Genomic DNA, 25,255 nt, shown 5'->3' on the forward strand with positions numbered 1-25,255 from the left:
GGGTTGGGTAGAACTAGAATATTAGAAAAATTGGCTTTGCCAAGCCTCTGGCAAAACCAAAACCGCTGTCGCGATGGCCACGGATGACCTAGTGTCCGGTGAGCCGCAGGAAGCGGCGTTTTGCCGGACCACTTACACTAAATTCCTCTAAATCATTATAATAATTGTGTCAGAGAACTCGTAAAAAATATAGACTTATATTTAGATGATGTTTTATACTATTAGTTAGTGTAAAAATTGAGGTATAAGCTTCCTGATTTAGATGCTGCATAAAGCAAACGTATATTCGATAAATAGTAGAATGGCTCATTTCCCATTAAGGAATGAGCCATTTTTTATTAAAAAAACAAAAACCGTTGATACGTTTTATCAGTCTAATAGATATAGAGCAAACAGAAACTTGGTGAACTGAATGTTTCGGAACCCGTTCAGCAATGAAAAAAAGCATGAAGCACAATTGACGGAGTTGCTGACTTCCTGCCGCAGCGAACTCTACCGTACAGCATGGCGCTATTTGAAGAATGAACACGACGCGTTGGACGCACTTCAAGAAGTGAGCTGTCGCGCGTACACACAATTTCACAGAGTTAAAAAACTACACTACGCGCGCACATGGATGATTCGCATCATGATTAATTACTGTCTGGATGAACTGCACCGACGCAAAAAATTCGTTCCGGTTGATTCTATTCCTGATCAAAGTGACGTGATCCACGACTCGGCATCTAAGATCGACATCGAAACACTTGTCCATCAGCTCCGACCCAATGACCAGCTCATTATCATCCTAAAATACTATCATCAATACACATTGTCGGAAATCGCCAAAAGTCTCGACCTTCCCATCGGTACAGTCAAAACGAGGCTGAATCATGGTTTAGAGCAATTACGGCGACACCTAGCCGGAAAGGAGAAACCATGATGCGTGCACTAGATAATGAATTGAAAAAAATGGCGGAACAATTCAACCAGACACCTGATTCAATCAAATCGATGGATGCCGTTTTCTGCGGTATTAAAAATGCCAAACGCAAAATCAAGAGAAAGCGAAGAATCATGCAAAGCGTGATCGCAGCCGCTGCGATTCTTCTTCTCTTTATTTCATCTATTAAAATCTCGCCTGCGTTTGCCAACTACATCTCCCGTGTTCCCGGCATGAACGCAATTGTCAAGCTGTTGAACAATGATCATGGACTCGATGATGCAATCAAGCATCATCATCTGCAAAAGCTCAATTTGTCGCAAACAAAGAACGGAACAACAGTTACCATCAACAGCATGATTGCCGACTCGCATCAAGTGATCTTCTTCTACACAATTAAGCAGCCAGGGAAGAAGATTCATCCCGAGTTGAAAAATTTTGACATTAAGAACAAAAACAGCCACTCCATCATGGAAGCAACTGAGTTTAACTATGCACTCATTGGAAAAACAAAGAAGCAATTAATGATCAAGCAATCAACTATTCATGACCGTATCTCTATGTCACTGAATGAAAAGAAGTTAACTGATCCGCTCTACCTGTCTCTTACGTTTAAAATGGGAACGTGGACCTTCAAAATTCCTTATAATGTGACAAAATATGAAAAAATGAAGCAAAGTTATCCGTTGCACCGTACCATTTCGATGGATGGGCAGAAACTAACGGTTCAATCGGTCACCATTTACCCGACACGAATTGCCGTCCACATCACATACGATTCAAAAAACACCAAACAAATTACCCATTTGGATGATTTGCAGCTGGTCGATAAACAAGGACGCGGTTGGACACCGGCGGACGGTCTTACGTCCACTTGGGCTAGTGAAAATGATCAAACGTTCTATTTACAGAGCAACTATTATACGCATCCGCGCTCATTGTATCTGAAGCTGACCCGCGCGCGCGTCATTAATAAGAGCGAACGTTATATTACTGTCGATTTGAAAAAAAAGAAACTGATCGGTAAAACCGCTGCTAATCGTATAACACTGAAATCCATTCGTACCAGCAACAGCTACAGCGAAAATAAATCTGATCTGACATTAAAATTTGCTGTACGCGTGCCAAGTATCGACCACCGTTCAGGATATGGAATTTTCGACTCGACCTTTACTGATCAAAGCGGCAAACACTACGAAACAACCTCAGAGGGTACGGACTTATTCGGTTCAGCCGTCCATTATGAGATGATTAGCATTCCGAATCGTAATTATAAAGGACCGATCAAGTTAAAAATCATTGATTATCCCGATCGAGTTTACGGAGATATTCGGATTAAAATTAAATAAAGGTTCAGACCATGAAAAACGCTCACTTCATTTTGTGAGCGTTTTTCCACTATACCATTAGGTATAAAGATCCAGCAGAAAATAGTGTAAGAAAACTATGATTTTACCAACGTGTAAATAATATAACTACTGAGTTTCGTCTCAATCTAAGTTTGCTTTCTTCTTCAATTCCTTTGATCATTGTGTCGTAGAAATGGAAGTGCTCATTTTTTTAAGACGGTAATTTATGCAATTCCTCATCAGGTGATGTCCTCATCCAGCTTGTAAAATGAACATCAAAGTGAGCACTTTTTGGACTGCAAAAAAACGGTCCGGCATAGAATGGGCGGTCTGTATTAAACGGACAGACACGGACGGTTCTCCAGGATTCCTGACTGGTTTTCGCTCTGATAATCAGAGACTGGTCAAAGAATGAGGCCCGCACGGTAACCTCGCCCTGTTTTTTCCATTCTGGAACCGGGGATAGCGACCAATCGGAATTCTGGTTTGTGACAACAGCGCCTATATGTGGTACGCCATCATTGATTTCAACTCCTGATTTAATCCATTCTTGATCATTTCTCCAGATCATCACCCCTGCCTGATCATATAGATCATTGAACGTATCAAGCGTAAAGGAAACTTCAATTGCATCGGATAAATCCCATTTTTTAAGTAAAGAATGTCCGCTGCGATGTTGGAATCCATAGTACGTATTTTCCCAGTAATCACTGCCTTGTTTGCCTCTTGCCGTCAATATTCCTTCCTCAACAGAGACATGTTCAGGTTCGCGGCTCCAGACGCCTTCCTTCCAATTGATCAGTTGTCGATTCATACGCATATCAACCACTCCTTACTAAGATAAAAAAATGTCAATGTCTATCAAAGCTCAGGTGCGTTTCCTCTTGTATGCAATACTTCTTTATGGCATCAAGCACTAACACAAATCAAATTCAAAGAAATCACGTCAACGATAATGGTCGTGCGTTGGTTGAAACAAGTCCTCATCTGAATTCCGTACCAGCGAAAAATGGTCGTCATTATCATAGCCGTTCAGTACACGATTATGGTGCTTGATGATCTGTTCGGCAGACAAAACCGGATTATCTGCAGTTCCGTGTGCGTCACCTACAAGCGTGGCATCAAATCCATTCACCGTAGCCATTCGAACAGCGGTGTCAATGCAATACTCAGTCATGCATCCTGCAATAACAAGATGTTCGATGTTGCGATCCTGAAGATATTTTAATAAAGGTGTGTGATAGAAAGAGCTCGTTGCACTTTTATTAAAGGTCGGTGCACCTTCCGGAATATGAATTGCGGAATGGACTTGAAATCCTTCTCCTTCACCGCCGGATACACTCGTATCACGGATAAAGACAACGGGGATATCTGATCCTACTGCTTTTTCGATTACATAATTGATCTTCCGAAGCAATTCTTCTCTATTGTTAACGCCGGGTTCCTGAGCATCACCATCGATTAATGCCTGTTGCGAGTCAATAACAAGTAACGCCTGGTTCATCAGCAGCACTCCTTAATCTTTTTCATTAGTTTAACATAGAGTAACTAGATTCTGTAAACACTTAATGTCAGCATCTTTCCACATTTATGTAAATTTTCCCGCGTCCGGCGGATTTAGCACGTTTCTCACGATACAGGCGGTTTAGTAAACGGCTGACGGTTTCCGGAGTGACACCAATGTACCCGGCCATATCCTGTTCCGTCATCATAGCCGAGATAAGGACCCAGCCGTCCGTCGCCCGGACACCTGACTGCTGAGCGAGCCGCTTCAATAGCGAAACCAGTTGAACGAGGGCCGGCTCAAGAACCGAATCAGAGTATCGGTTCATCAGCTCCTGACTTTTCTTAGCGAAAAATTGTGTAAGTTGACGTTCGATTGAAGGAAAGCAATTCATCAGTTCATGCATCTTCTCCCGTCTGATCATAAAAAGCGTACACGGTGTAATCGTCTCGCCATTCGCAGGATACCGATTTTCTTCATCAACCAAACCGGTATGCGGAAACAGGTCGCCACAAGAGAACAGACTTGCGATCCACTTCTTCCCATCCCTATTTTGATGATAGGCATGGATCAATCCGTCCACAACAAAGAAATAATGAGTCAATATTTCTCCTTGGACAAACACTGCCTCTTTAGCACGGTATTGTTTCATGATCCCCATTGCTTCCACTTGCTTCAGTTCATCATCCTTAAGATTTTGAAACCAGCCGATTGCCTTTAGTTCAGACATCGAACCTCTTCCTTTCCGTCATTTTTCATCACTATTCCATCCGTAGATAGACTTTTTCTATACAGTCAGTCGAAACTTGATCTCGATCATGTTCAAATTGATTCGAAACACTATATAGTATAGATGATAGCAGTTCTCAATTAAAGTAAACTTAAACGTATTTAAATAGAAAAGGAGCGAACACCAATGCAACTTCTTACATGCCAAAATCAGACAGCTTTAAAGGAACGACTTTATCATGACGAATACCAGACCGTCATGCATTTATCCCTGCAAAAAGGACAGCGCATTCCGGAACATCATGGAGGCGATGCGGAGGTTACCGTTATTCCTGTGCGCGGTGCGATCCTATTCACCGCATCCGGTCAATCGGAACATCTTGTACCCGGTAGGCTTGTGCACCTGAACGCAATGGAACTTCATTCCGTACATGCCGAGGAAGATAGCGATGTCATTCTCGTTAAATCGGCTGCCGGTCCCGTACGTGGATGCTGATCCACCTAATACATGAATAGGGAAGTGATTTCCATGGGAGAAAAGCCGAAGTATACACGAGTCGATCGGGATACATGCATCTCTTGTGGTGCATGTGAAATGGCTGCTCCGGACATTTTCAATTATGACGATCAAGGTCTTGCCTTTTCGATTATCGACGACAACAAAGGAATCAAAACAATTCCAGAGGAATTACTTATGGACCTGGACGATGCTTATGAAGGATGCCCGACTGAATCCATCCTTGTTTCAGATGAACCTTTTGAACAGTCAGACGCTCAGCATGGTGAATAAAATGAACATAGCGATTAAACATGCATATGAACCTGCGCGCAGCTCCGACGGTTTATATGTTCTTATTGACTGTATATGGCCCAGAGGTTTATCGAAGGCTCGAGCTCATTATATTGCGCCAAGCAGCATCTTTTAAAAGTAAATGAATAAACCAAACGACCGCCCACTCACTTCAATCGAAGGAGCAGAGCGGCCGTTTTGCTGTCGCTAATTTCATTTCGTCTGTAACTGATATTCTTTCCGTCGATCGATGATCCAAAAGGCCATACCGAAAAGGATCATCACCGCCATCACACCTGTATATAAAATGATTGAGTTGTTCAGCCCCACCCAACGGGCAGCGAATCCCAGGCCCAAGATTGGCAGGCTTACGCCGAGATAAGTCAATACATAGAATGATGCAATGATATCGCCGCGCGATTCGTCCGGTGAAATGTAATTGGTGAGCGCCAGACTTCCCGCAAACGTTGGCCCATGTCCGAATCCAATCAGTACGGTTGTCAGGAATAAAAACAGGATTGATTTCGTTTCGAGCGTAAACACTAATGCTACTAACCCCAAAAGAATTAAGAAAAAGCCGAAAATGGACAGATTCTGCAGTGACATGCGTTTCAGCACAATTTGGCTGATTGTGGAAATGCTCAGTACTAAAGCCACAATCGCACCTGCAACCGCTAAATTTGAGCTTCCCACCAGTTGATCGGTATAACTTGGGATGATCGACAGCATTAAGCTCATAATTGACCATGCAATAAAAGAGGTCATGCCGGACAGGTAGAACCGTTTTCGAATACTTTGCGGAACAGCAGGCCGATGCATACGTATTTTCGGAACTCGTTTAACCTTTTCACTCATATATAAAAGCCCGAAAAAACCTGGGAGTGCAAGAAACATATGAATAAAATAGGCCAATTTCAGTGGAAACGGTGCGTACTCGCCCAGGAAACCTGAGAGCACAGGACCGAGTGCGTTGCCTACTGTGACGGCCATTGATCCGATAAATGCGGCTTTGATTCGATTCCCTTTTTCATCAAGTTCCGTTAATGCTGCAACGGCAACGCCATTCATCATTCCGACTGAAATGCCTTGAAAGATCCGCGAAATGATCAGCATCGTAAAATTGGTGGAAAGAACAAATAATATGGAGCCGATAATAATGAAAAAAACGCCTGGAATCAGCAGCTTTTTCCTTCCTAATTGATCGGACAGCTGACCGGAGATAATAATCGTTGGAATAACGACAACGGCATAAATTGCAAAAAGCAGCGTCACCATGCTTGGTGACAAGTGCCACTGAACGCGGTATAGTGCGAGCAGGGGGGAGGGGATATTCGTCCCCAGCAATGTAATACATAGACTATATGCAACGAGCCAAAAGGCGACCGCGCGTTGTGAAAACAAGGCGCTTAATCTCCCGCCCATCGGTTTATTCGAAATAATCGGGTGTGCAACGTTCACTTGAATAACGTCCATTAACCCATTGAGTTGCTTAATCACTTGATCAAGGACTGTCTTTTCAGAGCGCAATGAAATCTTCATTCGTGATGTACGCATTTCTTTATAAGTGCCAACCGTTAATGAATCAATATTCAAGCCGCGTTGACTAAATAATCGGGAAACCTGTGCCAGAATTCCCGGCTGATTTTTGACAATCACTGAGATGCGGTGGGTTTTCATGTTGCTTCCCCCTTTTTGCTTGTTAATTTTTATGATATCATCCAATTAACCATACGAAAAATATCTGTTTTATTCATTTATCATACTTTTAATATATGAAGAAAGAAGGACTGCTAATGGATATCCGCCAGCTTCGTTACTTTCTCGCAATTGCCAAAGAGGGCCAAATTACGCGTGCTGCCAAAAAGCTGAATATCGAGCAGCCGCCTCTGAGCCGGCAGCTAAAGCAAATTGAAGAAGAACTCGGCGTCATCCTGTTTGATCGTCAAGGCAAAGGCATGACACTTACCGAAGCCGGTGCCGTTTTGCAAGTTAAAGCTGAAGCAATCCTCCAGCAAATGGACGAAACCGTTACTGAAATTAAGGAGCTTGATCTGGGCATTCATGGCACACTGAAAATCGGCTCGGTATTCTCATGTGTTTCCCTGCTCCCGGAGAAGATTGCCTATTTTCGCGAGCATTATCCTCAGGTCACGTTTAAGATTTTAGAAGGGGATCATGTTGTCTTAGGCGACTATTTGGCCAATCGCAGTATTGACTTGGTTGTCACACGACTTCCGTTTGAATCGAACTATGATTCCAGCAATTATGGAATCCTCCGCCTGCCTTCCGATCCATTCGTGATGATTGTGCCGACAAATCAAAAATGGCGACCATCAAATTCAGATGTCCATTTAAAAGATCTTGCATCCATGCCGCTTATTGCCTTGAAAAGCGACAAAACCGTACAGCTTAACGAAAAAGTTGTGAACGAATGCCGCCGGTTAGGCTTTGAGCCGAATATTGTCTGTGAATGCTCCAGTGTATCGATTACCATTGCTCTAGTGATTGCCGGAATCGGAGTCACTGTTCTTCCTAAATCTGTCCTTTCAGCCTTTTCGGTAGCCGACATTGATCTGTTCGAGCTTCCTGATATCACGGTCCAATCCGATGTTGGTATTATTTGGATGAAGAATCGCTATCTCACAAAAAAAGCACGTCAATTTATTGAATTGTTTAAAGCTAAGAATGAGGATGAGAAATGATGCATATTCGGAATGTTCGAAAAGAGGACCTAGAGCAGCTCATAGCCCTTGAAAATACAGGCTTTACTCCTGAAGAGGCTGCGACTAAGCAGGCATTTATCAATCGAATTGCGACGATATCCGATACCTTTTTGATTGCAGAGGAGAAAAATCAAATGATCGGTTATGTGAACGGTCCGGTTTTATCTGTTCCCTTTATCACCGACGACCTTTTCGATCAAACAATCCCAAATCCGAAAAGCGGCGGTTACCAAAGCATTCTGGGCATTGTTGTCGCTCCTGATTATCAAGGAAAAGGCGTAGCCGGCAACCTTCTCCATGCATTTGAAAACCAGGCTCGTGAAAAATCTCGATTAACGGTAACGCTTACTTGTCGTCAATCGCTCATCGCCTTCTATGAGAAGAAAGGTTATACAAACCGAGGAATTGCCGCATCCCAGCACGGAGGCATTCAGTGGTTCAATATGGATAAAAAGCTGTCATGAAATGATGTTTCCCACCCATCTTCTATAAAAGCCGCATTTCTCTTGCATCATCTATACGTGTCTCAAGAGCGTTGCCAAGCATAAATTAGTTTAGCTGTACAAGGAGCATCTTTCCATGCACAGTAAACTAAATTCAGAAAGGATGCAGTTTTATGCCCATCGTTAAACCTTTTATGGCCAGTCGAAAATTCACGTCAACACTTGGTGGAGGAACAGGTACAGGCGCAACCTTTGCTGTGACAGCAACCAGCTTTACTGATGATACTGGTGCCGCGGCAACTGCCTTTCCAAGCTCTTTCGCCTATTATGAACTCTATATTAATGGTGTGATTCAAACCTCAGATACCTCTACGGTTACGACAACTGCCATTACAATTCCTGACGGCGACACCCTTGATGGTGCAACACCGATTACAGTCGCTTTTGTCGTTAACTGAACGTGACAGAGAAAGAAAGGTGCAGACTTAACAAGGTCTGTACTTTTTTTAACCCGATTGAATCTTAATGGTTTGAAGGATAATGGGTACACCAGTTGTAAGTACATCATTAGGACCTGTAAAGGAAAAAGATCCTGCGGATACCGTATAAAAGACGGGTGGCTGAAGCATTCCATTGACAAATAAGTTAAAAAACGTAACATCGCCCGGATCAGGGATGCTCTGGCTTCCATATTGGGATAATCCGTCAGCATTTGTATAGGTTCGTTTCCCCTCCACCCCAGTAGTGATATAGTAGGTTGTTTCCGCTTTGAGAGAATTTCCCGGGACAGATACTGACCCATTACAATTAATCGTAATGGTTTGATTCAATCCATTTGAATTTGTATTCGTATTTATGTTTCTTTTTTCCGATCTCAGCTTTGTTTTCTGTAGTCTGCGGGCCGGTGTCTCTTTCTTTCTATGTGAGCTGCATTCATCCGGTCTGTCAAAAAAATCGGTCAACACATACCACCTGCCTCGCGCATTGATACCATAGTGTATTAAGTCATTTAACTACTTGTTTGTGCATCCGCCTTGTGTTCCGAAAATCTTATACTAAAAAAGCGAGTGGACACAGTGTCCGCTCGCTTTTTCATGGTTTCGTTTTTTCATCTGTTATTTTTCCGGTTTAAAGGTCTTGCAGTCTGTTTCTTCGACGTTTGATGCCTGCTTGCCTTTATGACTGATGACGTAAATGGCATTTGCAGAGCAATGGTTTCCTTCATCCCAAAACGTACAATTGTTCACTTCACAGAGTACATCTTTAGCCAAAGTCGCTCACCTCCTCCGGAACTAGTATGAGCAAGCTCCGAGGGTTCAATACGACAACAAATCGGGTTCATTCACTGTTTGCTACACTACTTTTACACGTTCAGTCCATGATGCTTATGGCTTTGACTGCTCGCTTGACCATGATCAATATTCTGGTGCTTGAGCGTTGGGAAAACCGTCTTATCAAACACACCAACCAATGTGCCTTGAAACAGTAAAGCGAAAATAGTACCGACATTGATCGCGTAGAGCTGATGTGAATCGATCCAGCAAATGAGGAGGATCACAATCGGCGGAGAAAAGGTTACAAGCTGTGCGACCGTCGCATTACCTTTAAAAAATTTAAAACGAATAATCTGCATCAAATCATCGCAAGGATGAAGCATCAGATTCACACGTTGGTAGATCGAAATCGCAAGCGAAATAAAGCATACGCCTACAATATCTAGAACGACACGCACGATAAGCGGCAATTCATTAATCCCTATAGCAACAAGATAAGTGCTGATCATCCCAATTAAATAGCTGAACGGGACCATAAAGATCATGTTGCCGATAATGCGGTGCCAATCAATTTTACCGATAATCAGGGCATTGATGATAACGACAAGAACACCTGAGGCAATCAAAATGATGCTTAATGAAATACTTGTCAGTGCTGTAAAATTAACTGCTGATGCTGTCCAGAGCGCGCTTCCCAGATTCAGTGAAACGGTCAGCGCATTTCCAAAGGCGTTAAAGAAAATCGAAATCATGAAATACAAGAGATTCTCATTATGATTGTGAGTGCGAACGGGCAGTGCATGCTTAGCGTACACGAACATTTCCTTCCTTTAGTTCAATTCTTTTTTTATTCCTATGAATGAGTGCATAAAGCAGTGGTGAAGAATAGTCAACAAGGTAATACATTCTTCACTCAAGTTGTTTCATTTTAACTCTTCCCCAGCATATGTTCAATGTATAATTCATGTCGAAGTGCACAGCACCCAAATAGTGCAATAAACTTGCACGTCATTAGATTAATTCTTTTTGGGCTTGTCTCATTGATGTAAACAATCCGCTCTTTACAAATAAGAAGAGCGAAAGAAGAAAACAAATAATCGTAAACAGATCAAGCGTTTTAAATCCTCCGGCATGCGCGTAAAGCAAGCCACCAAGCGATGAACCGATGGTCGTGCCCAAATATATCGAGGCATTAGCCATTGATGAAATGGTGCCTTGTACCAAGGAACAAAAATAACAAAGACTGTCGCAAATGAGCGGCAGCCTTTGTTATTCATTAACTTAATTAGTTATCAGATACGGTCAGCTTGTCATCCGGATAGATTAGATCAGAGGACAGATTGTTTGCTTTCATTAATTGATCCACCGTTGTTCCATGTTCCTTAGCGATCGACCAGAGCGAATCGCCTGACTTTATCGTGTATTTTTCGGATGGATCCTGCAATTGAATTTTCTGTCCCGGACGAATCATCGTATCCTCCAGCTTGTTGATTTGCTGGATCTTTTGCACGGAGATGCCGCTTTTATTCGATATTGCCCACAACGTATCTCCTGTCTGCACAATGTATACCCCGTTATTTATCGTTTGTGATGAGCTTGTCTCATTTGAACTGGAATTTGAGTTATCTGCTGTAGATGCGGTCGTCTCAGAAGTCTGGTTTTCATTTACAGATGCTTGGTCATTTTGGGTCGATTTTGTCTGATCTGTTGTTACTGACCGGCTGCTTTGTGTTGATTGTGTCTGATCAGTAGTTGATGCTTGGTCACTTTGTGTCCCATTCGTCTGAGCAGTTGATGATGATTGATCAGTTGACGCACTGCTTTGTGTTTGATCGTTTGAACCCTGAGTTGATGAAGATTGAGAAGTCGCTGATTCTTGTGTCGTTTTTTGCGGCTGAACTGTTTTTACAGATTGCTGCGCTGCTGTTTGAGCGTTCGTTGCGATCCTTCGGGCAGTCACGTAACGCGGCTCCCAATAACTTGACGCGCCTCCACCAAATATCTGCGTTTCACGTACCCCGGTTTTTTCTGTTTCCGCACTAATCATGCGATTATTGCCAACATAAATTCCAACATGTGAAATACCTCCACCTGATGTGTTAAAGAAGACGAGATCTCCAGGTTGAAGATTCGATCGGCTGACTGCAGTACCATAACCCGCTTGTGCTGCCGCGCTATGAGGCAATTGAATACCAAAATGTGAAAAGACGCGCATTGTAAATCCCGAGCAGTCATTCTGTCCCCAAGAGTAAGCTGAGCCGACACCTTGCTGTGCTAAATTCACTACAGATGTTGCAGATGCAGCATCCGCTTGATGAGATCCAAGTCCGGTTACGGTCAACCCACCGATCAATGCTAACGATAATATGCTTTTTTTCATCATGTTTCCCCCTATGGTATGCTCCCAAAATTTCTCTCTTTCAGTCATTGTTCTATGTAACCTTGCAACACAACTAATCATAGGTCTTAGAGGTTGCATTCCAATAACATCCTATTGACAGCACTGATACATTCTGATGACAAAAAGGGTCAATAATTTCATATTCAAACTATATTCTAGAATCACTAGCATCCGGAAACAGTTATGGAATTATATGGGTGGGCAGCAATGAGTGCGCGGAGGCATACACCTCAATAGATCAGTCATAAGCTTTAGAAATGAGCATTCACTATTAGAAAAATCAGGCGAGTAAATAAGCGGAAATTTTCCGGTTATTTGCATCATGGCGCGTACTTCGCCGGTAAATAAGGGTAATTTTTCCGCTTATGCAAAGTAAAACCCTACCATCTTCACGTTTTTCGATTCGATAAGCGGAATTTTTCCGTCTATTCAAGCTATTTTTTCGTTCATTTTCTAATTAAGGGTAATTTTTCCGCTTATTTATCAGAATTAGGCGCTTACCTAATCACCCGGTCCTAAACCTCCAGCCGTGTGTTATTGGTTCGTGCCTTTGCGGTACTGTTGAATCATCGCTTCGGTTACTCGCTTGCCGCGGGCGATGGCAAACATCTAGTTGCGCTTAAACTATAAGCCTTAAAATTATATTCTTTCTTATAATACAAAAAACATTGCTCTGCAAGGCATACTCTCGAGCAAATCAGGGAAATACATTAGTAAAGTGGAAAAGATGAAGTGAGTTGACAGTGATGGCGGGTTTATGAGGATGATTTATTCAACCGGTGATCATCATTGAGGATGCATTGGTCTGATTCCAAATAATCGCGCATGATTATAATTTACAAAAAGGAGTTTTCAAATGCTGCATGAGTTGTCTGCATTGAATCCGGTACTACTTTCTTTGCTTGCCGGACTTTTTACCTGGGGCTGCACTGCAGCCGGAGCATCACTCGTTTTTTTCTTCAAAGATTTAGATCAAAAGATGGCCAACGTCATGTTCGGCTTTGCTGCCGGTGTTATGATCGCGGCTAGTTTTTGGTCATTACTCGCACCTGCAATTGAGATTAGTTCCGGAATGGGTAAATTCTCGTTTGTTCCTGCACTTATTGGCTTTTTACTAGGCGGGGCTTTCTTAAGACTCGTTGATCGTCTCATTCCTCATTTGCATTTTGGTTTCCCTGTAGCTCAAAAAGAGGGGCCAAAGACTAAACTGCGGAAGATCATTTTACTCGTTCTTTCCATTACTATTCACAATATTCCGGAAGGCGCAGCGGTCGGAGTTGCTTTTGGCGCCATCGTCACCGGAGACACGGAATTATTAATCGCGGCACTTGCTCTTGCTTTCGGCATCGGTATTCAGAACTTTCCAGAGGGTGCGGCGGTATCTATTCCACTTCGAGGCGAAGGCCTTTCACGAGCGAGAAGTTTCTGGTACGGACAATTATCTGCCATAGTGGAACCAATTTTTGCTGTCATTGGGGCTTATTTAGTTGTCCATGTTTCCCCAGTCCTCCCCTATGCCCTTGCATTTGCAGCAGGCGCGATGATCTTCGTTGTTGTTGAAGAACTCATCCCGGAGTCTCAACGCGAAGGCTCAACCGATCTAGCCACAGCCGCAACAATGCTGGGTTTTGCCGTGATGATGGTACTGGATGTAGCATTGGGATAACTTGTAGAGGAACATACTTACTCATGTATCCCTTAATGAACAATGCTAATTAACGAATCAGTGTACTAAATAAATGTTTGTTTACCGATTATTCGTTTCAAGAAGTTCTCGATCGACAATTAACCCTAAATCCCGATGTACCTTTAAACAGAAAAAGGTTATTCTTTTCTCACTTCACTATCCCCGCTATTTGTTCAGCCGCTTGCGATGCGTTCAAATTACTGACATCCACTTTGGTGGTGTCCATTTTTTTATACAGCTCTAAACGAGCAATGCTGCCCTCAATTGAATCAACGGTTCGTATTCCTTTTTGCACGTCCTGCATGATATGGGATCTAAGTACATTCTCGGAACAGATGAGCGAAATCTTGTGCAGCTCATAGTCACCGTGAAGATGACTCAAGATGTCTTCGAAGATTGGTTCTTGATGCATCACCCAGCAAAAAATAATGTAGCGAAAGCCGGAATTCGCCAAATATGCATTAAGCAGATGTGTTATGTTATCGATGACCATCCGCTTATTTTCTTCTGTGAACACCCACGGATTCATCTTCCAGCACCAATCGCCATCTAGATACACACTTGGCATGAGCTGATCAGATAATTGTTCGGATACAGTACTTTTTCCGACACCCATTGTGCCATTGATCATGATTAATTTTTTCATGTTCTTAGCCTCTTTTTATGATGACTTTTTGTTGCCAATGATGGGGGCGATCAAGCTCGGACGGCAGCTTGGTAGCCGCATCACCCTTTGCAGCATTCAACTGCGCCTGCGTCAGAAAAATGCTGCCCGTTAAATCGGCACCTCTTAGATCGGCATCGCGCAGATCAGCGCCAATAAAATCGGCGGCTCTTAGGTCTGCATTCCTCAAGTCGGCAGCGATTAAGTAAGCACCTCTGAAATTCGCGCCTACTAGATCAGCGCCACTCATCTTCTTCCCCATAAGATCGGCGCTCCGGTAATTTTTCCGCTTTTTCCGACTAAGCTTCATGTCTTGTCGCTGTGCTTCCTGCCACACAAGTTCGCTCGTTCTCAAAAAAAGATCATTCAATTTTGCATGCTGTAATTGAAGATCCAAGTTCATCATTGAATCTGAACTGAGTTGAGTCAGTTGTTCGATCTCATCGAATGCTTGGTAAATCTCATTATAAATGGGCTTTGACGCAGTCCGTAGCATCGACATTTGGAGGTACCAAAGCAGTTCATGCAGCATAATCATTTTTGGAAACACAGCAAACATATTGCGAGCAGTTTCCGCGTCCTCATGCCAGTCTACTCCATGAAAAGTGATTTGGGACACTTTTTGCCCCGCGCCAAAGCACTCAAAAGCTGTGCATCCTTTAAATCCTTTTTCCTTCAGTCCACTATGGATACGGCAGCGAAAGTCTTGTTGCAGATTTGAACAGGGCACACCCGCCTGCTTATTGAAAGCAAAATCCGCAGAATTCGAGAAGGGCAGCGCCACGCAGCAGAGGCCAAAACATTTTTCACATTCTGGTCGCAGCATACTTCGAATCATCTGGTTATTACGGGTCTCAGGCACAATCAACACTTCCGTTCATATAACTCGCATGGTACAAGTATACAGGATCCATCGTTCAATTGTTCGTCTATCAAGAGCAAAAAAAATAGATCATTTCCATTTCGAAACAGATGAACTGATCCACTCATTGGACTAAAATTAGGTAAAGGAGCTGTTTTGATGAGACACTGCGCATTCAAGAAATTTGGAAAAGGAACGGAAACGATCCTGTTTTTTCCTGCTGCCGGTTTTTCCGGAATGGAGGGCGAAATGATTGCCGATTTTTTTCAGGAGGATTATCAATTCTATCTCTGTAATTCGCCGGGATACGGAGAGAGCTCGGGCTTTGATCGTTCCATTAAGCCGAGAGCTATTGCCGACTGGGTAATCAACTTTCTAGATGAAGAAAAAAAAGATCAGGTTCATCTGATTGGGCACTCGGCCGGAGGCTTCGTCTGTCTCTGCTACGCCTCCTATGAAGGCATTAATCAAAAAAGAGCACAATTTGAGCAAAAAAATAGTGCAGCATTTACTGCTCAATCAAATTGTGACATCGTAAAGGTTCCTGGTGCGCATTATGTACTGTGGGCAAAGGAATTCCCGCTGTCGAAACTCAGAGCATTTATCACTAATGCCTCGTCACGTTGAACGTTTGCCTGCCAACAATCGTTTATAACATTTTTGTCATAAAAACACTATTTGGATCTGCCCTGTATTCTGAAAACGGAGGACACTCATCAATTCCAAAACATTCGCAAAGTCTTCTCGCTGGTTCAAAAGCATCCATTGATCCGGTTTCCAAACTGATTCGCCGATAGGCACGCTACCTTGCGACGTCAATGATGTGCTGAAGAATATTCCTTGCGACCATCTTCCTCAAATGCAGCAAGGATGTTCGCATTGATTTTAACTCTCTATGTTGATCATCAAGCTCCTTCAGTGCGCCGCAGCCAAGCAGTTTTTCTCCTTTCCACGCACTCCAGAATGTGATTTTCGGGCCTCTCAATGCGGCAAGATCAGGAGCATGAATACTTTCGGGCGGCGAATTTTTTGCCATCCCTTAGATGCTCGCTGATCAATTCAATGACCGTGGTTCCGGTCAAATCATCCTTTTTGATCTCCATTCATTGCCTCCAAAAATCATTTATTTTATTTGGAATCATAACGTTTCCGACTGAGGAGATACAAAGAAACATGTACCTACCCAGATCAAACCTATGAAAAAACAATAGATCACTAAGAATAAGATGGGAGAAACATTCAGTATATACTTCAAAAAAACTGCTCTAATGGTTGTGCGAAGATCCTTACGGCGCAACCTCTTTTTTCTATTTGATCGTTGATCGTACATGAATGACGCGTTAGAGCGATCAATTATCAATAACGCCTTTCATTACCTTCCATTTCACTGAATCTCAAAATAAGAAAGAATGCGCATGGCGCTTACCCAACCTGAAGGTACGGAGCTCTTTTGAGATTTAAGGTAATAGTAAGTATCCTGTTCCCGAGTCCGTTTTACAGCCTTAGTGACTTTAAATTCAGCCTTGCTTGGAATTGTTGAGTTTATAAAATCAGATTTTTGAGCTAAACTCTTTGTCTTATATTGCGTGTAAGGAGGATAATTCCAAATATTACCTGGAGTGTGAATCCCGACGACGTGATCCTTATAGATAGCAGGAATTGTTGTGGGCTGGGTAGTCATTGCTTTTTTAACTCCGCCAGCAAATGAGCCGACTTTTTTGCCCCCATAGACGTAACCCCGATATTTACCATTCATCGTCACGACACGATAATAAACGGAACCGGTGTGGGTGACTTTATAACCGTAGGCACGGAAATAATAAGTTGAACCCTTATAAGCGTGGTTCCTCAGACTACCATAGTAATAATCAGCATCTGCATGAGTATAAGAAGCAAATTTTGCCATCTTGCTCTTGGAAACCACTAGTTTAGCCCCTTTTACCGTGCCGGGTTTCGTATAAAGGGCGTATTTACCTGTAGCAACCACATTACGAGTGGAGCCAGCTGTCTTTAAAGGCGTGTAGCCCACTTTAATTGTTGCCGTATTGGTTTTAACGGTTTTATTGGGTTTATTGGATGTATTGCATGATGTTATAGTCAGTAAGCTCGCTACAGCAAGGACTGAAACCATGAATAATTTTGTCCATTTGTTCATACCTAAATCTCCCTCGTCAAATACGTTTGGGGCTTAATCGTAATGCCCAGTTCAGCTCAGGGACTGCGTGATGATCCTCTTATTTTGCTCCATTATAACGCATAAACCGGTCAAGTCCTTTTTGTGTGTCAATATCTCAGTTGGAACAAGTCGTTAGCTAGGTGAAATAGTGGCTTCCATAGTGGATATATCCCGTTTTACTCACCTGGATTTATTATAGCAGACCTTTCAGAGGACAAAGAAGTTCCCACGAGTCCTAAAAGGGTCTACTGGAGTGGGTTTAGATCAGAAGCTCATTGACTTAAAAATGGTCCATGAAATCCCAAGGATTTTCATGAACCATTCTTTGATTAGAGACTGCTTACGGAGCAACCTCTTTTTTATTTGATCGTTGATGAGTGACATATAATGACGCGTTAGAGCAATCAATTATGAGTAATGCCTTCATTGCTTTCAACTTCACTGTAAGAAATAACGTAACGGCTACTGACCCAACCTGAAGGTACGGAGCTCTTTTGAGATTTAAGGTAGTAGTAAGTATCTTGTTCCCGAGTCCGTTTTACAGCCTTAGTGACTTTAAATTTAGCCAGACTTGGAATCGTCCAGTTTACTTTACCTAATCGCTTAGTCTTGTATTGCGTGTAGGGAGGATAATTCCAAACACTACCTGGAATGATAACTCCGACGTAATCTTTAAAGTTAGCAGGAATTGCTGCCGCTTGGGTAGTTGTTGCTTTTTTAACTCCACCAGCAAAGGAACCAACTTTTTTACCTCCATAGACGTACCCCCGATATTTACCATTCATCGTCACGACCCGATAATAAACTGAACCGGTGTAGGTGACTTTATAACCATAGGCACGAAAATAATAAGTTGAACCCTTATAAGCGTGGTTCCTCCCTATTAACTCGTAATAATCAGTATCTGCACGAGTATAAGAAGCAAATTTTTTCATTTGGCTCTTGGAAGCCACTCGTTTAGCCCCCTTTACCGTGCCGGGTTTTGTATAAAGGGCGTATTTACCCGTAGCAACCACGTTACGGGTTGATGCAGCTGTCTTTAAAGGCGTGTAGCCCACTTTAATTGTTGCTGATGCATTAGTTTTATTGCATGAGGTTATAGTCAGTAAGCTCGCTACGGCAAGGACTGAAATCATGAATAATTTTGTCCGTTTGTTCATACCTTAATCCCCCTCGGCTAATAAGTTTTGGACTTAATCGTAACGCCCAGTTCAGAGACCGCGTGATGATCCTCTTATTTTGCCTCATTATAACATAACGTCACGCATCGACTAAACGCCTTTGCGGTTTTCCTTTTTCTTAAAGAAAAGCTTATATTGCTTAAATCAACCCACAATAGTGTTATAATGAAAGAGGTTTTAATAATGCGAATATTATTACAAACCGAATTTTTAGACGGGGAGAAATTTGTTATGAGTGGAAATGATAAAGCCGTCCCATTAGATGAGCGATTTGATGCTGGTGAACCTGTTCCGACCGACCAATTAGTTATGAACCGAGACGATTTTGATTCCGATGAAGCCATGGAGCACTATTTTAAGGATCACCCTAAAGCCCCTCGGCAGGCCTATGACGCGTATAAAGAAGAAAAATCAGCAGGTCATCAACAAAAAGTAACTGTTTCCTCTCAGGCGGCAACTGGTACCGCGGTTTTTACATTAAATGGTTTACACTACAAAAATGTTGTCCAAACTGCCTATGTAGGAACTCAATACGTTTACACCACTCAACAAATTAATAATAGTGGTGTGGGAGCCACCCAAATCATTACACGTTTTCCATTGAACGGCTCATCACTAAATGCGAAAGATTACATGACTCTCAGGCGATTTGGGCATGGTGAAACGTTACAGTGGGGGGATCACAATGGAAAAGATTATTTTTGGGTAGTTGCAAAGGCTACGCAGGTAGATAACCCAGATGCTTCTGGTATCGACTGGGGAACACAAATTGCCCGGATTCAATATCAAGCCGGCGCTTCGATTGATTACACGGATGTTCCTCGTTTCTCGAGCATCAATCATGCCAATAAATCAGGTTCATCTTTTGGTACATTAAAGCGTTGTGAAGCGGCTTTAGATAGCTCTCGTAACTATTTAATGATCTGGTCAATGAATACGTCCAATACGGTTCAATTTGCTTATTACAATGCTGCTGGACTAAATAATATTTTGGATACTCAGGAAGCTCAAGCTTCAAAGTATATTTCAGCTGGTGACGCTTCTGTTGTGGCTCAATGTGTAAAGTCATATACGTCAAGTGATTTTTACAATAAAGTTGCACATCAATCTGTTCAAGGGATTGAGTTTTCTGACGGACAAGCCATTTATATTTCAAGTGGTGGCGTTGGTAATCAGCCAGTTATTCAAAAGGGCAACTGGGGCACAACTGACTTTACTCCATACGCTGTTGCTGTTGAAGGGGCTGAAGGTAGCGTCTTAAACAATCCAGTTGGTAATGAGGTTGAAACTGAAGGGATTCAGTTAAAGGGGGATTATGTTTATTTAAATGTATCTCTGCATAGCGATAGTTCTAAAGTAATTTTCACAGTACCCAAAAGTGACTTTTAATCAACTTTCATAAAAATGTAAACTAAGACTTAAGCTTCAAAGATGGATCATTAAAACATTCAAGTTTTAATGATCCATCTTAAATAGAAACACCAATATCGCAACTAATTTTTTATCGATCATTGTTTCATTTGGGCCTGATTGAGAATCGCCTCCAAAAGTACATTAACAGCAGGGATTCTTTAGAATATCCTAGAAAAAGTTGATGCAAGATCTGATCATTTAGAGTAATCTGTACTTGAGTCCTATGAATCTCTCCTTTTAGAAAAAGTTATTGGTTCACTCAATTCTAATTGGGATCATGGACTTTGGTTCATTTTCTATGGGAACTCAATAAGAAGGCGAAGATCAAATTTTTGCGTTTTCACTGTGGTGGAGCGCGGCCCACCACAGTGAAAACGAACTTCTCATCACCTCATTGTTACCTCATAGATAACTCTAATTTACACAACTATACGTCCTCAACTTGAGATTCTTTCGCAATCAAAATTTTTCCTGTGAGGTGTTCCATGAAAACACTCTATGTATCGGACCTTGACGGTACGCTGCTAAACAGTCAATCCAAGCTTTCCGAATACAGCATGAGCACCATCAACCAATTGATCGAATCCGGAATGTCTTTTTCCTATGCCACGGCACGTTCACTTGTCTCAGCTTCTGTTGTTACGAAGAGACTGAGAACACCGATTCCGGTCATTATCTATAACGGTGCATTCATTGTCGATGCGCAAACCGGCGAACGGCTGGACTCTGCCTCATTCAATGAGCGAGACATACGCAATGTCGCGGAATGGCTCACGGAGCGAAGCCTTTATCCGCTTGTCTACTCATTCGTCAACGAAGTGGAGCGTGTGAGTTGGCTAAAAGGATACGAAAATGACGGGATGCTCCATTATCTTCATTCAAGAAGAGGAGACCCTCGCCTTCGCAGTGTAGACACGATCAGCGATCTGTATGCCGGGGATGTATTCTACTTTACCTGTATCGGTGAGCAGAAACCTATGTCTAAGATTCATCAATGGTTTGACCAAGACAGCAGATATCAGTGTATTTTCCAACAAGAGCTCTACCGTGAGGAATACTGGTGCGAAGTGATGCCCTCACAGGCAACGAAGGCCAATGCCATTGTCCGACTTAGAGAACTCATGGGCTTTGATCGCATCGTTTCATTTGGCGATCGAGTGAACGACTTGTCCATGTTTTCAATATCGAATGAATCCTACGCTGTTGAAAATGCGGTAGATGAATTAAAAGAGCAGGCGACCGGAATCATTGAATCAAACGATGAAGATGGTGTCGCTCGTTGGCTGGAGCTGCACTTCCATTCAGATGAATGAACGAAGAAAGGGTCCAAGTTTCACGCTTGAATAGCTTTTTGAATGGCTTCGGCCAGGCCCTGCGGATTCTCCCACGCCATTGAGTGTCCGGCATTTTCAACGATTTCAATTGTGACACCGTGCGCTCGGAGTACCTGTACGTCCGCGTCCGGCAGTGAGCGTTCACCAAAGATAAACGTCCTCGGACAGTCAAGTGAGTATAAAACTTCTCTTCCTGAAGGTTGTTGCCCCTTTGCTGCAGATTTACAAATTAAGTAGGCTGCCCTGGGCGACCATAGAGATAAAGATGCCGCCCACATTTGATTTCCGCTATTCCGACTTTCCTCTACTAACTCTCTAAATCCATTTTTCAAAAATTCATTTCGATCAAAATCCGCAATATATTTGCTGGACGATCCTTCATCACTTTTATCTAAATTTGCTTCACTCAAAATGATTCGATCGATTCGTTCTCTGCATTGATCCGCTAAAGACAGAGCTACTGCTCCTCCCAAGCTATGTCCAAACAAGATAAACGACTCGAGTCCTATCGATTCAACAAATTCCTTAAGATACTCTGCATGTTCCTGAACGGTATAACCGAAGTCATTTGGTTTGTCACTGTAGCCGGAGCCCAAAAGATCGACAATTACACAGCGATGTTTCGCTAACGCTTCCTGGGCTGCCACTTGCGGATAGTCAAAAGAACCGGCACAACCAAGTCCATGAATAAACAAAATAGGTTGTTCAGTACCTGGAAAATCGTTATAGCGAAGGACTGCATTCGCTTTTTTCACAAAATACTCGTTCATCAAATCACCTTCTGCGATAAATTTGCCAAAGCTTGTCCGCCAAAAAGAAACGGTCATAATCGACGTTCAAGTGAATCATTAATTTCTGCTTTAAGCACTTCAAAAATATAGCACATATGTTCTGCTATTGTCAAAAAAGATCCCTAAACGTTGACTTATCTCAGAAATGTAGTACCGAGTATCCATTCGTTTCTCATCACCTGATTGCCCTTTCTTAATCACCTTCATGCTTTCCTGCCTTCATTCCCGGTTCAAATTTTCGGGTTTGATCAAGCGGTTTTTCTTTTGCAGTCAAAGCCTCTGGATCAAGACAGAATACTGCTGTCGCACTACCCATGGATGAACGATACTTTTCCAAATGATTTCGCGATAACGTTCGATCATAATAGCCGGGAACATATTTATCCAACAATTTTTGCATCGCCACTGTCGCTTCATCCCAATCGGTGAGATGTGTCACTTTGCCAAAAGCCATAACACTCATATAAGCCGTGTCCGTGTGTGCCGGTACAGGATGGGCCATTGTTCCGTATTCTTCACAAACCGTAAAGCAGATGTTCGCATTCGCCTTCATTAAATCTGCCTTTTTGCCTTCATCCGCCCCATGAAAATAAAACTTATTGCTGTACCAAACAAAATTAAGCGGCACAACATAGGGATAGTCCTCATCAGAAAGGCCCAAAAATCCAATCCGTGCTTGTGTCAGAAAATCACTAATCTTCTCAGGGTCGCGGCATTCGAGCATCTGTTTCCGTAAAGGGCGCATATTATTTTCCACCTTTTCTGTCATTTATTGTTTATAATTCTAATTATAAAAGCGATTGTGCCTTTTAAAAGGTACAGATTATGAGTTTTGAGCAAGTACAGAGGTGGGATGAAAATGGAACTTATTCCTCGGCTGGATGAAGATTCAAAGGATCCTTTATATATTCAGTTATATCGTTATTTTAAAAATGAGATTGAACACTCCGTCCTTGAAAAAAGTACACGTCTTCCATCCATCCGCTATCTTGCGGAAAATCTGAAGGTAAGTAAGACAACCGTGCAGATGGCCTATCAACAGCTTCTTGCCGAAGGATATATTGAAAGCCGCGCGCGCAGCGGTTATTTTGTCGCAGAATTTGAAGGAGATTACATTGATTACAACGTAAATCGAGATGTGAATTTTTCTGCCGGATATTCTCCCAAACAGAAACCAACCCCCATCTTATACGATTTCTTTATGTCGGACATTGATACTGCACAATTTCCACTGGATGCCTGGCAAAAATGCGAACGTAAATTGCTGAACCATGAGAATAGAGAGATACTGAAATACGGTCACTTTCAAGGTGAACCGCGATTAAGAGCGGTACTTTCCGACTATCTGCATCATTCTCGCGGTGTCCAGTGCATACCGGAACAAATCGTTATCGCTGCCGGCACCCAATCGATCCTTGACCTACTCTATCATCTGATTGAATGGAAAAATCATCGATTAGCAATGGAAGATCCGGGTTATCAAGGCGTCCGCAGATCGCTGCAAGGATGGTCGATTCACTTAGTGCCCATTCCTGTTGAAGAAGACGGACTATCCATAGATGAGCTAAGTAAAAGTCAAGCAGACGCGGTCTATATCACACCTTCGCACCAATATCCGCTTGGCATGGTGATGCCGATTGCAAAACGAATGAAGCTACTTTCATGGGCTTATGCGCATAACAGCTGGATTATCGAGGATGATTATGATGGCGAATTCCGTTACAGAGGGAAACCGATTCCTTCGTTGCAAGGGATCGATGAACACAATCGTGTCATTTACATCGGAACTTTTTCTAAATCGCTTATGCCTGCGATTCGAGTAAGCTATATGGTTCTGCCGCCCGCTCTGCTTGAAGCCTACCAAAGCTTTGAGTGGAGACAAACTGCTTCACGGCTGCACCAGAAGACATTGGCGCTATTTATCGAAAGCGGACAATGGGACCGCCATATTCGCAAAATGCGGACGCTGTACAAGAAAAAACAGATACTGCTTCTTGATACCATTAAATTGGTAATGGGCAGTCATGTTCGTGTCAGCGGACAGGATGCGGGCTTGCATATCGTCATTCATGTCAAAAGCCGGTACCCGTCGGAAACACTGATCAAGCAAGCAAAAAAGGCGGGTATACACGTGTATGAACCCGCTTGGTCTATTGAAAATATAAAAAGCACAACACTTTTACTCGGGTTCGGAGGACTTTCACCGGAAGAAATAAAGCAGGGAATAAAGCTTTTGCATAAAACCTGGCTGCCCTATTATTCATAATCCGAGCCACATCGTGAAATCAACGATCCTTTTAACTTATCTGTTTTCAGCTGTGAATGAAGGGAACAAGAAGAAATACATGTTAGGGGACATTAAGTCAAAACGTGTGATCAGGAAACGCCCGATATACTTAATAACGGTTCACTCCTTTAATGGGAATGTTCATTAAATAATTCCGCCATCGTCATAAACGCTTTCGTTGTCTTATCTTGAGCCGCTTCAATCTTTGAGAGCCGGACGTTGGTTTCAATTTGAGCCGTTTCCAAATTGCCAATGCGGTGATTCATGACCGATTGCTGGGCACTCAAATCATCCAAACGTTTGTCTATCGAATCAAAACGCTGATCCATTGAGTCTAAACGCTGGTCCATCGAATCAAAACGCTGATCCATTGAATCTAAGCGCTGGTCCATCGAATCAAAACGCTGATCCATTGAATCTAAGCGCTTGTCCATCGAATCAAAACGTTGATCCATTGAGTCTAAACGCTTGTCTATCGAATCAAAACGCTGATCCATTGAGTCTAAGCGCTGGTCTATCGAATCAAAACGCTGATCCATTGAGTCTAAGCGCTGGTCTACATCCTCCTTAAAATCCAGCATAATTTTTCTTGTATCCGTGAGCACCTCAAACAATTGGTGAAATTCGCTTTCCTTATTCGGCATTTAATCGCCTCCTTTTATTTGGTTGCTTTTATTATACAATGCTTTTGGTCTGACCAAAAGTATTTTCGGAGTATTCCATGA

At 42.6% G+C, this 25,255-nt stretch carries 29 protein-coding genes and 1 pseudogene; 13 read left to right on the forward strand and 17 right to left on the reverse strand.

What is annotated here, in order from left to right; genetic code table 11:
* Positions 1–412: 412 nt before the first annotated feature.
* Both AC1MBV_RS07715 and AC1MBV_RS07720 read left to right on the forward strand, forming a co-directional pair.
* Positions 413–922, forward strand: coding sequence for a sigma-70 family RNA polymerase sigma factor (locus AC1MBV_RS07715; RefSeq protein ID WP_480948043.1), 510 nt, complete (start codon positions 413–415; stop codon positions 920–922).
* Positions 922–2,271 carry a DUF4179 domain-containing protein gene (locus tag AC1MBV_RS07720; protein WP_480948044.1) on the forward strand — a complete coding sequence of 450 codons (1,350 nt, stop codon included), beginning with the start codon at positions 922–924 and terminating at the stop codon, positions 2,269–2,271. The genes AC1MBV_RS07715 and AC1MBV_RS07720 overlap by 1 nt, the downstream gene beginning before the upstream one ends.
* A 211-nt stretch (positions 2,272–2,482) precedes the next feature.
* Here the strand turns inward: AC1MBV_RS07720 and AC1MBV_RS07725 are convergent, their stop codons facing one another.
* The 3 genes from AC1MBV_RS07725 to AC1MBV_RS07735 form a co-directional block, all read right to left on the reverse strand.
* Entirely contained in the window at positions 2,483–3,091 is a 609-nt protein-coding gene (locus tag AC1MBV_RS07725; protein WP_480948045.1) for a DUF1349 domain-containing protein, read from the reverse strand.
* 126 nt (positions 3,092–3,217) lie between these two features.
* Complete coding sequence (locus tag AC1MBV_RS07730; RefSeq protein WP_480948046.1) at positions 3,218–3,775, reverse strand: cysteine hydrolase family protein; 558 nt, start codon at positions 3,773–3,775, stop codon at positions 3,218–3,220.
* A 67-nt stretch (positions 3,776–3,842) separates the two neighbouring features.
* The gene (locus tag AC1MBV_RS07735) at positions 3,843–4,505 is read right to left on the reverse strand and encodes a Crp/Fnr family transcriptional regulator (RefSeq protein WP_480948047.1); all 663 of its coding nucleotides are present in this window, start codon (positions 4,503–4,505) and stop codon (positions 3,843–3,845) included.
* Between the two features lie 186 nt (positions 4,506–4,691).
* On the opposite strand from AC1MBV_RS07735, the gene AC1MBV_RS07740 reads away from it, so the two are divergent.
* The 3 genes from AC1MBV_RS07740 to AC1MBV_RS07750 are packed head-to-tail and all read left to right on the forward strand — an operon-like array spanning position 4,692 to position 5,430.
* The gene (locus AC1MBV_RS07740) at positions 4,692–5,000 is read left to right on the forward strand and encodes a cupin domain-containing protein (RefSeq protein ID WP_093673220.1); all 309 of its coding nucleotides are present in this window, start codon (positions 4,692–4,694) and stop codon (positions 4,998–5,000) included.
* A 33-nt stretch (positions 5,001–5,033) separates the two neighbouring features.
* Entirely contained in the window at positions 5,034–5,294 is a 261-nt protein-coding gene (locus tag AC1MBV_RS07745; protein WP_093673218.1) for a ferredoxin, read from the forward strand.
* 1 nt (position 5,295) lies between these two features.
* Positions 5,296–5,430: a DUF488 family protein, N3 subclade gene (locus AC1MBV_RS07750; protein WP_480948048.1), complete on the forward strand. Its 135-nt coding sequence runs from the start codon at positions 5,296–5,298 to the stop codon at positions 5,428–5,430.
* A 77-nt stretch (positions 5,431–5,507) separates the two neighbouring features.
* On the opposite strand, the gene ilvN is transcribed toward AC1MBV_RS07750, so the two are convergent.
* Positions 5,508–6,971 (reverse strand): acetolactate synthase small subunit, encoded by a 1,464-nt coding sequence (ilvN, locus tag AC1MBV_RS07755; RefSeq protein ID WP_480948049.1) that lies wholly within the window; start codon positions 6,969–6,971, stop codon positions 5,508–5,510.
* A gap of 116 nt (positions 6,972–7,087) precedes the next feature.
* Between ilvN and AC1MBV_RS07760 the strand changes: the two genes are divergently transcribed.
* The 3 genes from AC1MBV_RS07760 to AC1MBV_RS07770 all read left to right on the forward strand — a co-directional run bounded on the left by AC1MBV_RS07760 (position 7,088) and on the right by AC1MBV_RS07770 (position 8,918).
* The gene (locus AC1MBV_RS07760; RefSeq protein ID WP_093673214.1) at positions 7,088–7,996 is read left to right on the forward strand and encodes a LysR family transcriptional regulator; all 909 of its coding nucleotides are present in this window, start codon (positions 7,088–7,090) and stop codon (positions 7,994–7,996) included.
* Positions 7,996–8,481, forward strand: a complete 486-nt coding sequence (locus AC1MBV_RS07765) for a GNAT family N-acetyltransferase (RefSeq protein WP_480948275.1) — start codon at positions 7,996–7,998, stop codon at positions 8,479–8,481. Before AC1MBV_RS07760 ends, AC1MBV_RS07765 begins: the two co-directional genes overlap by 1 nt.
* 152 nt (positions 8,482–8,633) lie before the next feature.
* Positions 8,634–8,918, forward strand: a complete 285-nt coding sequence (locus AC1MBV_RS07770; RefSeq protein WP_093673212.1) for a DUF4183 domain-containing protein — start codon at positions 8,634–8,636, stop codon at positions 8,916–8,918.
* A 48-nt stretch (positions 8,919–8,966) separates the two neighbouring features.
* Here the strand turns inward: AC1MBV_RS07770 and AC1MBV_RS07775 are convergent, their stop codons facing one another.
* The 5 genes from AC1MBV_RS07775 to AC1MBV_RS07795 all read right to left on the reverse strand — a co-directional run bounded on the left by AC1MBV_RS07775 (position 8,967) and on the right by AC1MBV_RS07795 (position 12,114).
* On the reverse strand, positions 8,967–9,422 hold the full coding sequence (locus tag AC1MBV_RS07775) for a DUF4183 domain-containing protein (RefSeq protein ID WP_480948050.1): 456 nt from the start codon (positions 9,420–9,422) through the stop codon (positions 8,967–8,969).
* Positions 9,423–9,575: 153 nt separating this feature from the next.
* Positions 9,576–9,731, reverse strand: a complete 156-nt coding sequence (locus AC1MBV_RS07780; RefSeq protein WP_093673208.1) for a DUF1540 domain-containing protein — start codon at positions 9,729–9,731, stop codon at positions 9,576–9,578.
* A gap of 92 nt (positions 9,732–9,823) precedes the next feature.
* Positions 9,824–10,555, reverse strand: a complete 732-nt coding sequence (locus AC1MBV_RS07785) for a YczE/YyaS/YitT family protein (protein WP_093673206.1) — start codon at positions 10,553–10,555, stop codon at positions 9,824–9,826.
* A 190-nt stretch (positions 10,556–10,745) separates the two neighbouring features.
* Entirely contained in the window at positions 10,746–10,913 is a 168-nt protein-coding gene (locus tag AC1MBV_RS07790) for a hypothetical protein (RefSeq protein WP_480948051.1), read from the reverse strand.
* Between the two features lie 106 nt (positions 10,914–11,019).
* The gene (locus AC1MBV_RS07795) at positions 11,020–12,114 is read right to left on the reverse strand and encodes a C40 family peptidase (protein ID WP_480948052.1); all 1,095 of its coding nucleotides are present in this window, start codon (positions 12,112–12,114) and stop codon (positions 11,020–11,022) included.
* A gap of 877 nt (positions 12,115–12,991) precedes the next feature.
* Here AC1MBV_RS07795 and AC1MBV_RS07800 point away from each other — a divergent pair.
* A complete protein-coding gene (locus tag AC1MBV_RS07800) occupies positions 12,992–13,801 on the forward strand; it encodes a ZIP family metal transporter (protein ID WP_093673200.1) in 810 nt (269 codons plus the stop codon).
* A 169-nt stretch (positions 13,802–13,970) separates the two neighbouring features.
* Here AC1MBV_RS07800 and AC1MBV_RS07805 read toward each other — a convergent pair whose 3' ends face one another.
* Positions 13,971–14,468 (reverse strand): AAA family ATPase, encoded by a 498-nt coding sequence (locus AC1MBV_RS07805; protein WP_093673198.1) that lies wholly within the window; start codon positions 14,466–14,468, stop codon positions 13,971–13,973.
* Between the two features lie 4 nt (positions 14,469–14,472).
* A complete protein-coding gene (locus tag AC1MBV_RS07810) occupies positions 14,473–15,312 on the reverse strand; it encodes a pentapeptide repeat-containing protein (protein WP_255748246.1) in 840 nt (279 codons plus the stop codon).
* Between the two features lie 195 nt (positions 15,313–15,507).
* On the opposite strand from AC1MBV_RS07810, the gene AC1MBV_RS07815 reads away from it, so the two are divergent.
* On the forward strand, positions 15,508–15,975 hold the full coding sequence (locus AC1MBV_RS07815; protein ID WP_093673196.1) for an alpha/beta fold hydrolase: 468 nt from the start codon (positions 15,508–15,510) through the stop codon (positions 15,973–15,975).
* A gap of 22 nt (positions 15,976–15,997) precedes the next feature.
* Here AC1MBV_RS07815 and AC1MBV_RS07820 read toward each other — a convergent pair.
* The 3 genes and pseudogenes from AC1MBV_RS07820 to AC1MBV_RS07830 form a co-directional block, all read right to left on the reverse strand.
* Positions 15,998–16,451: pseudogene (locus AC1MBV_RS07820) on the reverse strand (GNAT family N-acetyltransferase).
* A 281-nt stretch (positions 16,452–16,732) separates the two neighbouring features.
* The gene (locus AC1MBV_RS07825) at positions 16,733–17,503 is read right to left on the reverse strand and encodes a hypothetical protein (protein ID WP_093673194.1); all 771 of its coding nucleotides are present in this window, start codon (positions 17,501–17,503) and stop codon (positions 16,733–16,735) included.
* A gap of 425 nt (positions 17,504–17,928) precedes the next feature.
* Entirely contained in the window at positions 17,929–18,684 is a 756-nt protein-coding gene (locus AC1MBV_RS07830; RefSeq protein WP_093673190.1) for a hypothetical protein, read from the reverse strand.
* A 204-nt stretch (positions 18,685–18,888) separates the two neighbouring features.
* Here AC1MBV_RS07830 and AC1MBV_RS07835 point away from each other — a divergent pair, with 204 nt between their 5' ends.
* Together AC1MBV_RS07835 and AC1MBV_RS07840 are read left to right on the forward strand one after the other, a co-directional pair.
* The gene (locus AC1MBV_RS07835; protein WP_480948053.1) at positions 18,889–20,094 is read left to right on the forward strand and encodes a helveticin J family class III bacteriocin; all 1,206 of its coding nucleotides are present in this window, start codon (positions 18,889–18,891) and stop codon (positions 20,092–20,094) included.
* A gap of 509 nt (positions 20,095–20,603) precedes the next feature.
* Positions 20,604–21,431, forward strand: a complete 828-nt coding sequence (locus AC1MBV_RS07840) for an HAD family hydrolase (RefSeq protein ID WP_093673186.1) — start codon at positions 20,604–20,606, stop codon at positions 21,429–21,431.
* Positions 21,432–21,451: 20 nt separating this feature from the next.
* Here AC1MBV_RS07840 and AC1MBV_RS07845 read toward each other — a convergent pair whose 3' ends face one another.
* Both AC1MBV_RS07845 and AC1MBV_RS07850 read right to left on the reverse strand, forming a co-directional pair.
* The gene (locus AC1MBV_RS07845) at positions 21,452–22,222 is read right to left on the reverse strand and encodes an alpha/beta fold hydrolase (RefSeq protein ID WP_093673184.1); all 771 of its coding nucleotides are present in this window, start codon (positions 22,220–22,222) and stop codon (positions 21,452–21,454) included.
* Between the two features lie 214 nt (positions 22,223–22,436).
* The gene (locus tag AC1MBV_RS07850; RefSeq protein WP_093673182.1) at positions 22,437–22,988 is read right to left on the reverse strand and encodes a pyridoxamine 5'-phosphate oxidase family protein; all 552 of its coding nucleotides are present in this window, start codon (positions 22,986–22,988) and stop codon (positions 22,437–22,439) included.
* Between the two features lie 114 nt (positions 22,989–23,102).
* Here AC1MBV_RS07850 and pdxR point away from each other — a divergent pair, with 114 nt between their 5' ends.
* A complete protein-coding gene (gene pdxR / locus AC1MBV_RS07855) occupies positions 23,103–24,509 on the forward strand; it encodes a MocR-like pyridoxine biosynthesis transcription factor PdxR (protein WP_255748240.1) in 1,407 nt (468 codons plus the stop codon).
* 149 nt (positions 24,510–24,658) lie between these two features.
* Here pdxR and AC1MBV_RS07860 read toward each other — a convergent pair whose 3' ends face one another.
* A complete protein-coding gene (locus tag AC1MBV_RS07860; protein WP_255748239.1) occupies positions 24,659–25,174 on the reverse strand; it encodes a DUF16 domain-containing protein in 516 nt (171 codons plus the stop codon).
* Between the last annotated feature and the right edge of the window lie 81 nt (positions 25,175–25,255).

The organism is Sporolactobacillus sp. PKPK-6, from assembly GCF_056678885.1.

Excerpts from the sequence above, each read along its gene's own strand:
- AC1MBV_RS07805 (WP_093673198.1), bottom strand. The coding sequence starts at position 14,468 with ATGAAAAAATTAATCATGATCAATGGCACAATGGGTGTCGGAAAAAGT.
- AC1MBV_RS07740 (WP_093673220.1), top strand. The coding sequence starts at position 4,692 with ATGCAACTTCTTACATGCCAAAATCAGACAGCTTTAAAGGAACGACTT.
- AC1MBV_RS07825 (WP_093673194.1), bottom strand. The coding sequence starts at position 17,503 with ATGAACAAATGGACAAAATTATTCATGGTTTCAGTCCTTGCTGTAGCG.
- pdxR (WP_255748240.1), top strand. The coding sequence starts at position 23,103 with ATGGAACTTATTCCTCGGCTGGATGAAGATTCAAAGGATCCTTTATAT.
- AC1MBV_RS07830 (WP_093673190.1), bottom strand. The coding sequence starts at position 18,684 with ATGAACAAACGGACAAAATTATTCATGATTTCAGTCCTTGCCGTAGCG.
- AC1MBV_RS07725 (WP_480948045.1), bottom strand. The coding sequence starts at position 3,091 with ATGCGTATGAATCGACAACTGATCAATTGGAAGGAAGGCGTCTGGAGC.
- AC1MBV_RS07735 (WP_480948047.1), bottom strand. The coding sequence starts at position 4,505 with ATGTCTGAACTAAAGGCAATCGGCTGGTTTCAAAATCTTAAGGATGAT.
- ilvN (WP_480948049.1), bottom strand. The coding sequence starts at position 6,971 with ATGAAAACCCACCGCATCTCAGTGATTGTCAAAAATCAGCCGGGAATT.
- AC1MBV_RS07815 (WP_093673196.1), top strand. The coding sequence starts at position 15,508 with ATGAGACACTGCGCATTCAAGAAATTTGGAAAAGGAACGGAAACGATC.
- AC1MBV_RS07860 (WP_255748239.1), bottom strand. The coding sequence starts at position 25,174 with ATGCCGAATAAGGAAAGCGAATTTCACCAATTGTTTGAGGTGCTCACG.
- AC1MBV_RS07760 (WP_093673214.1), top strand. The coding sequence starts at position 7,088 with ATGGATATCCGCCAGCTTCGTTACTTTCTCGCAATTGCCAAAGAGGGC.
- AC1MBV_RS07810 (WP_255748246.1), bottom strand. The coding sequence starts at position 15,312 with ATGCTGCGACCAGAATGTGAAAAATGTTTTGGCCTCTGCTGCGTGGCG.
- AC1MBV_RS07770 (WP_093673212.1), top strand. The coding sequence starts at position 8,634 with ATGCCCATCGTTAAACCTTTTATGGCCAGTCGAAAATTCACGTCAACA.
- AC1MBV_RS07730 (WP_480948046.1), bottom strand. The coding sequence starts at position 3,775 with ATGAACCAGGCGTTACTTGTTATTGACTCGCAACAGGCATTAATCGAT.
- AC1MBV_RS07795 (WP_480948052.1), bottom strand. The coding sequence starts at position 12,114 with ATGAAAAAAAGCATATTATCGTTAGCATTGATCGGTGGGTTGACCGTA.
- AC1MBV_RS07750 (WP_480948048.1), top strand. The coding sequence starts at position 5,296 with ATGAACATAGCGATTAAACATGCATATGAACCTGCGCGCAGCTCCGAC.
- AC1MBV_RS07845 (WP_093673184.1), bottom strand. The coding sequence starts at position 22,222 with ATGAACGAGTATTTTGTGAAAAAAGCGAATGCAGTCCTTCGCTATAAC.
- AC1MBV_RS07835 (WP_480948053.1), top strand. The coding sequence starts at position 18,889 with ATGCGAATATTATTACAAACCGAATTTTTAGACGGGGAGAAATTTGTT.
- AC1MBV_RS07850 (WP_093673182.1), bottom strand. The coding sequence starts at position 22,988 with ATGCGCCCTTTACGGAAACAGATGCTCGAATGCCGCGACCCTGAGAAG.
- AC1MBV_RS07840 (WP_093673186.1), top strand. The coding sequence starts at position 20,604 with ATGAAAACACTCTATGTATCGGACCTTGACGGTACGCTGCTAAACAGT.
- AC1MBV_RS07715 (WP_480948043.1), top strand. The coding sequence starts at position 413 with ATGTTTCGGAACCCGTTCAGCAATGAAAAAAAGCATGAAGCACAATTG.
- AC1MBV_RS07785 (WP_093673206.1), bottom strand. The coding sequence starts at position 10,555 with ATGTTCGTGTACGCTAAGCATGCACTGCCCGTTCGCACTCACAATCAT.
- AC1MBV_RS07745 (WP_093673218.1), top strand. The coding sequence starts at position 5,034 with ATGGGAGAAAAGCCGAAGTATACACGAGTCGATCGGGATACATGCATC.
- AC1MBV_RS07800 (WP_093673200.1), top strand. The coding sequence starts at position 12,992 with ATGCTGCATGAGTTGTCTGCATTGAATCCGGTACTACTTTCTTTGCTT.
- AC1MBV_RS07720 (WP_480948044.1), top strand. The coding sequence starts at position 922 with ATGCGTGCACTAGATAATGAATTGAAAAAAATGGCGGAACAATTCAAC.
- AC1MBV_RS07765 (WP_480948275.1), top strand. The coding sequence starts at position 7,996 with ATGCATATTCGGAATGTTCGAAAAGAGGACCTAGAGCAGCTCATAGCC.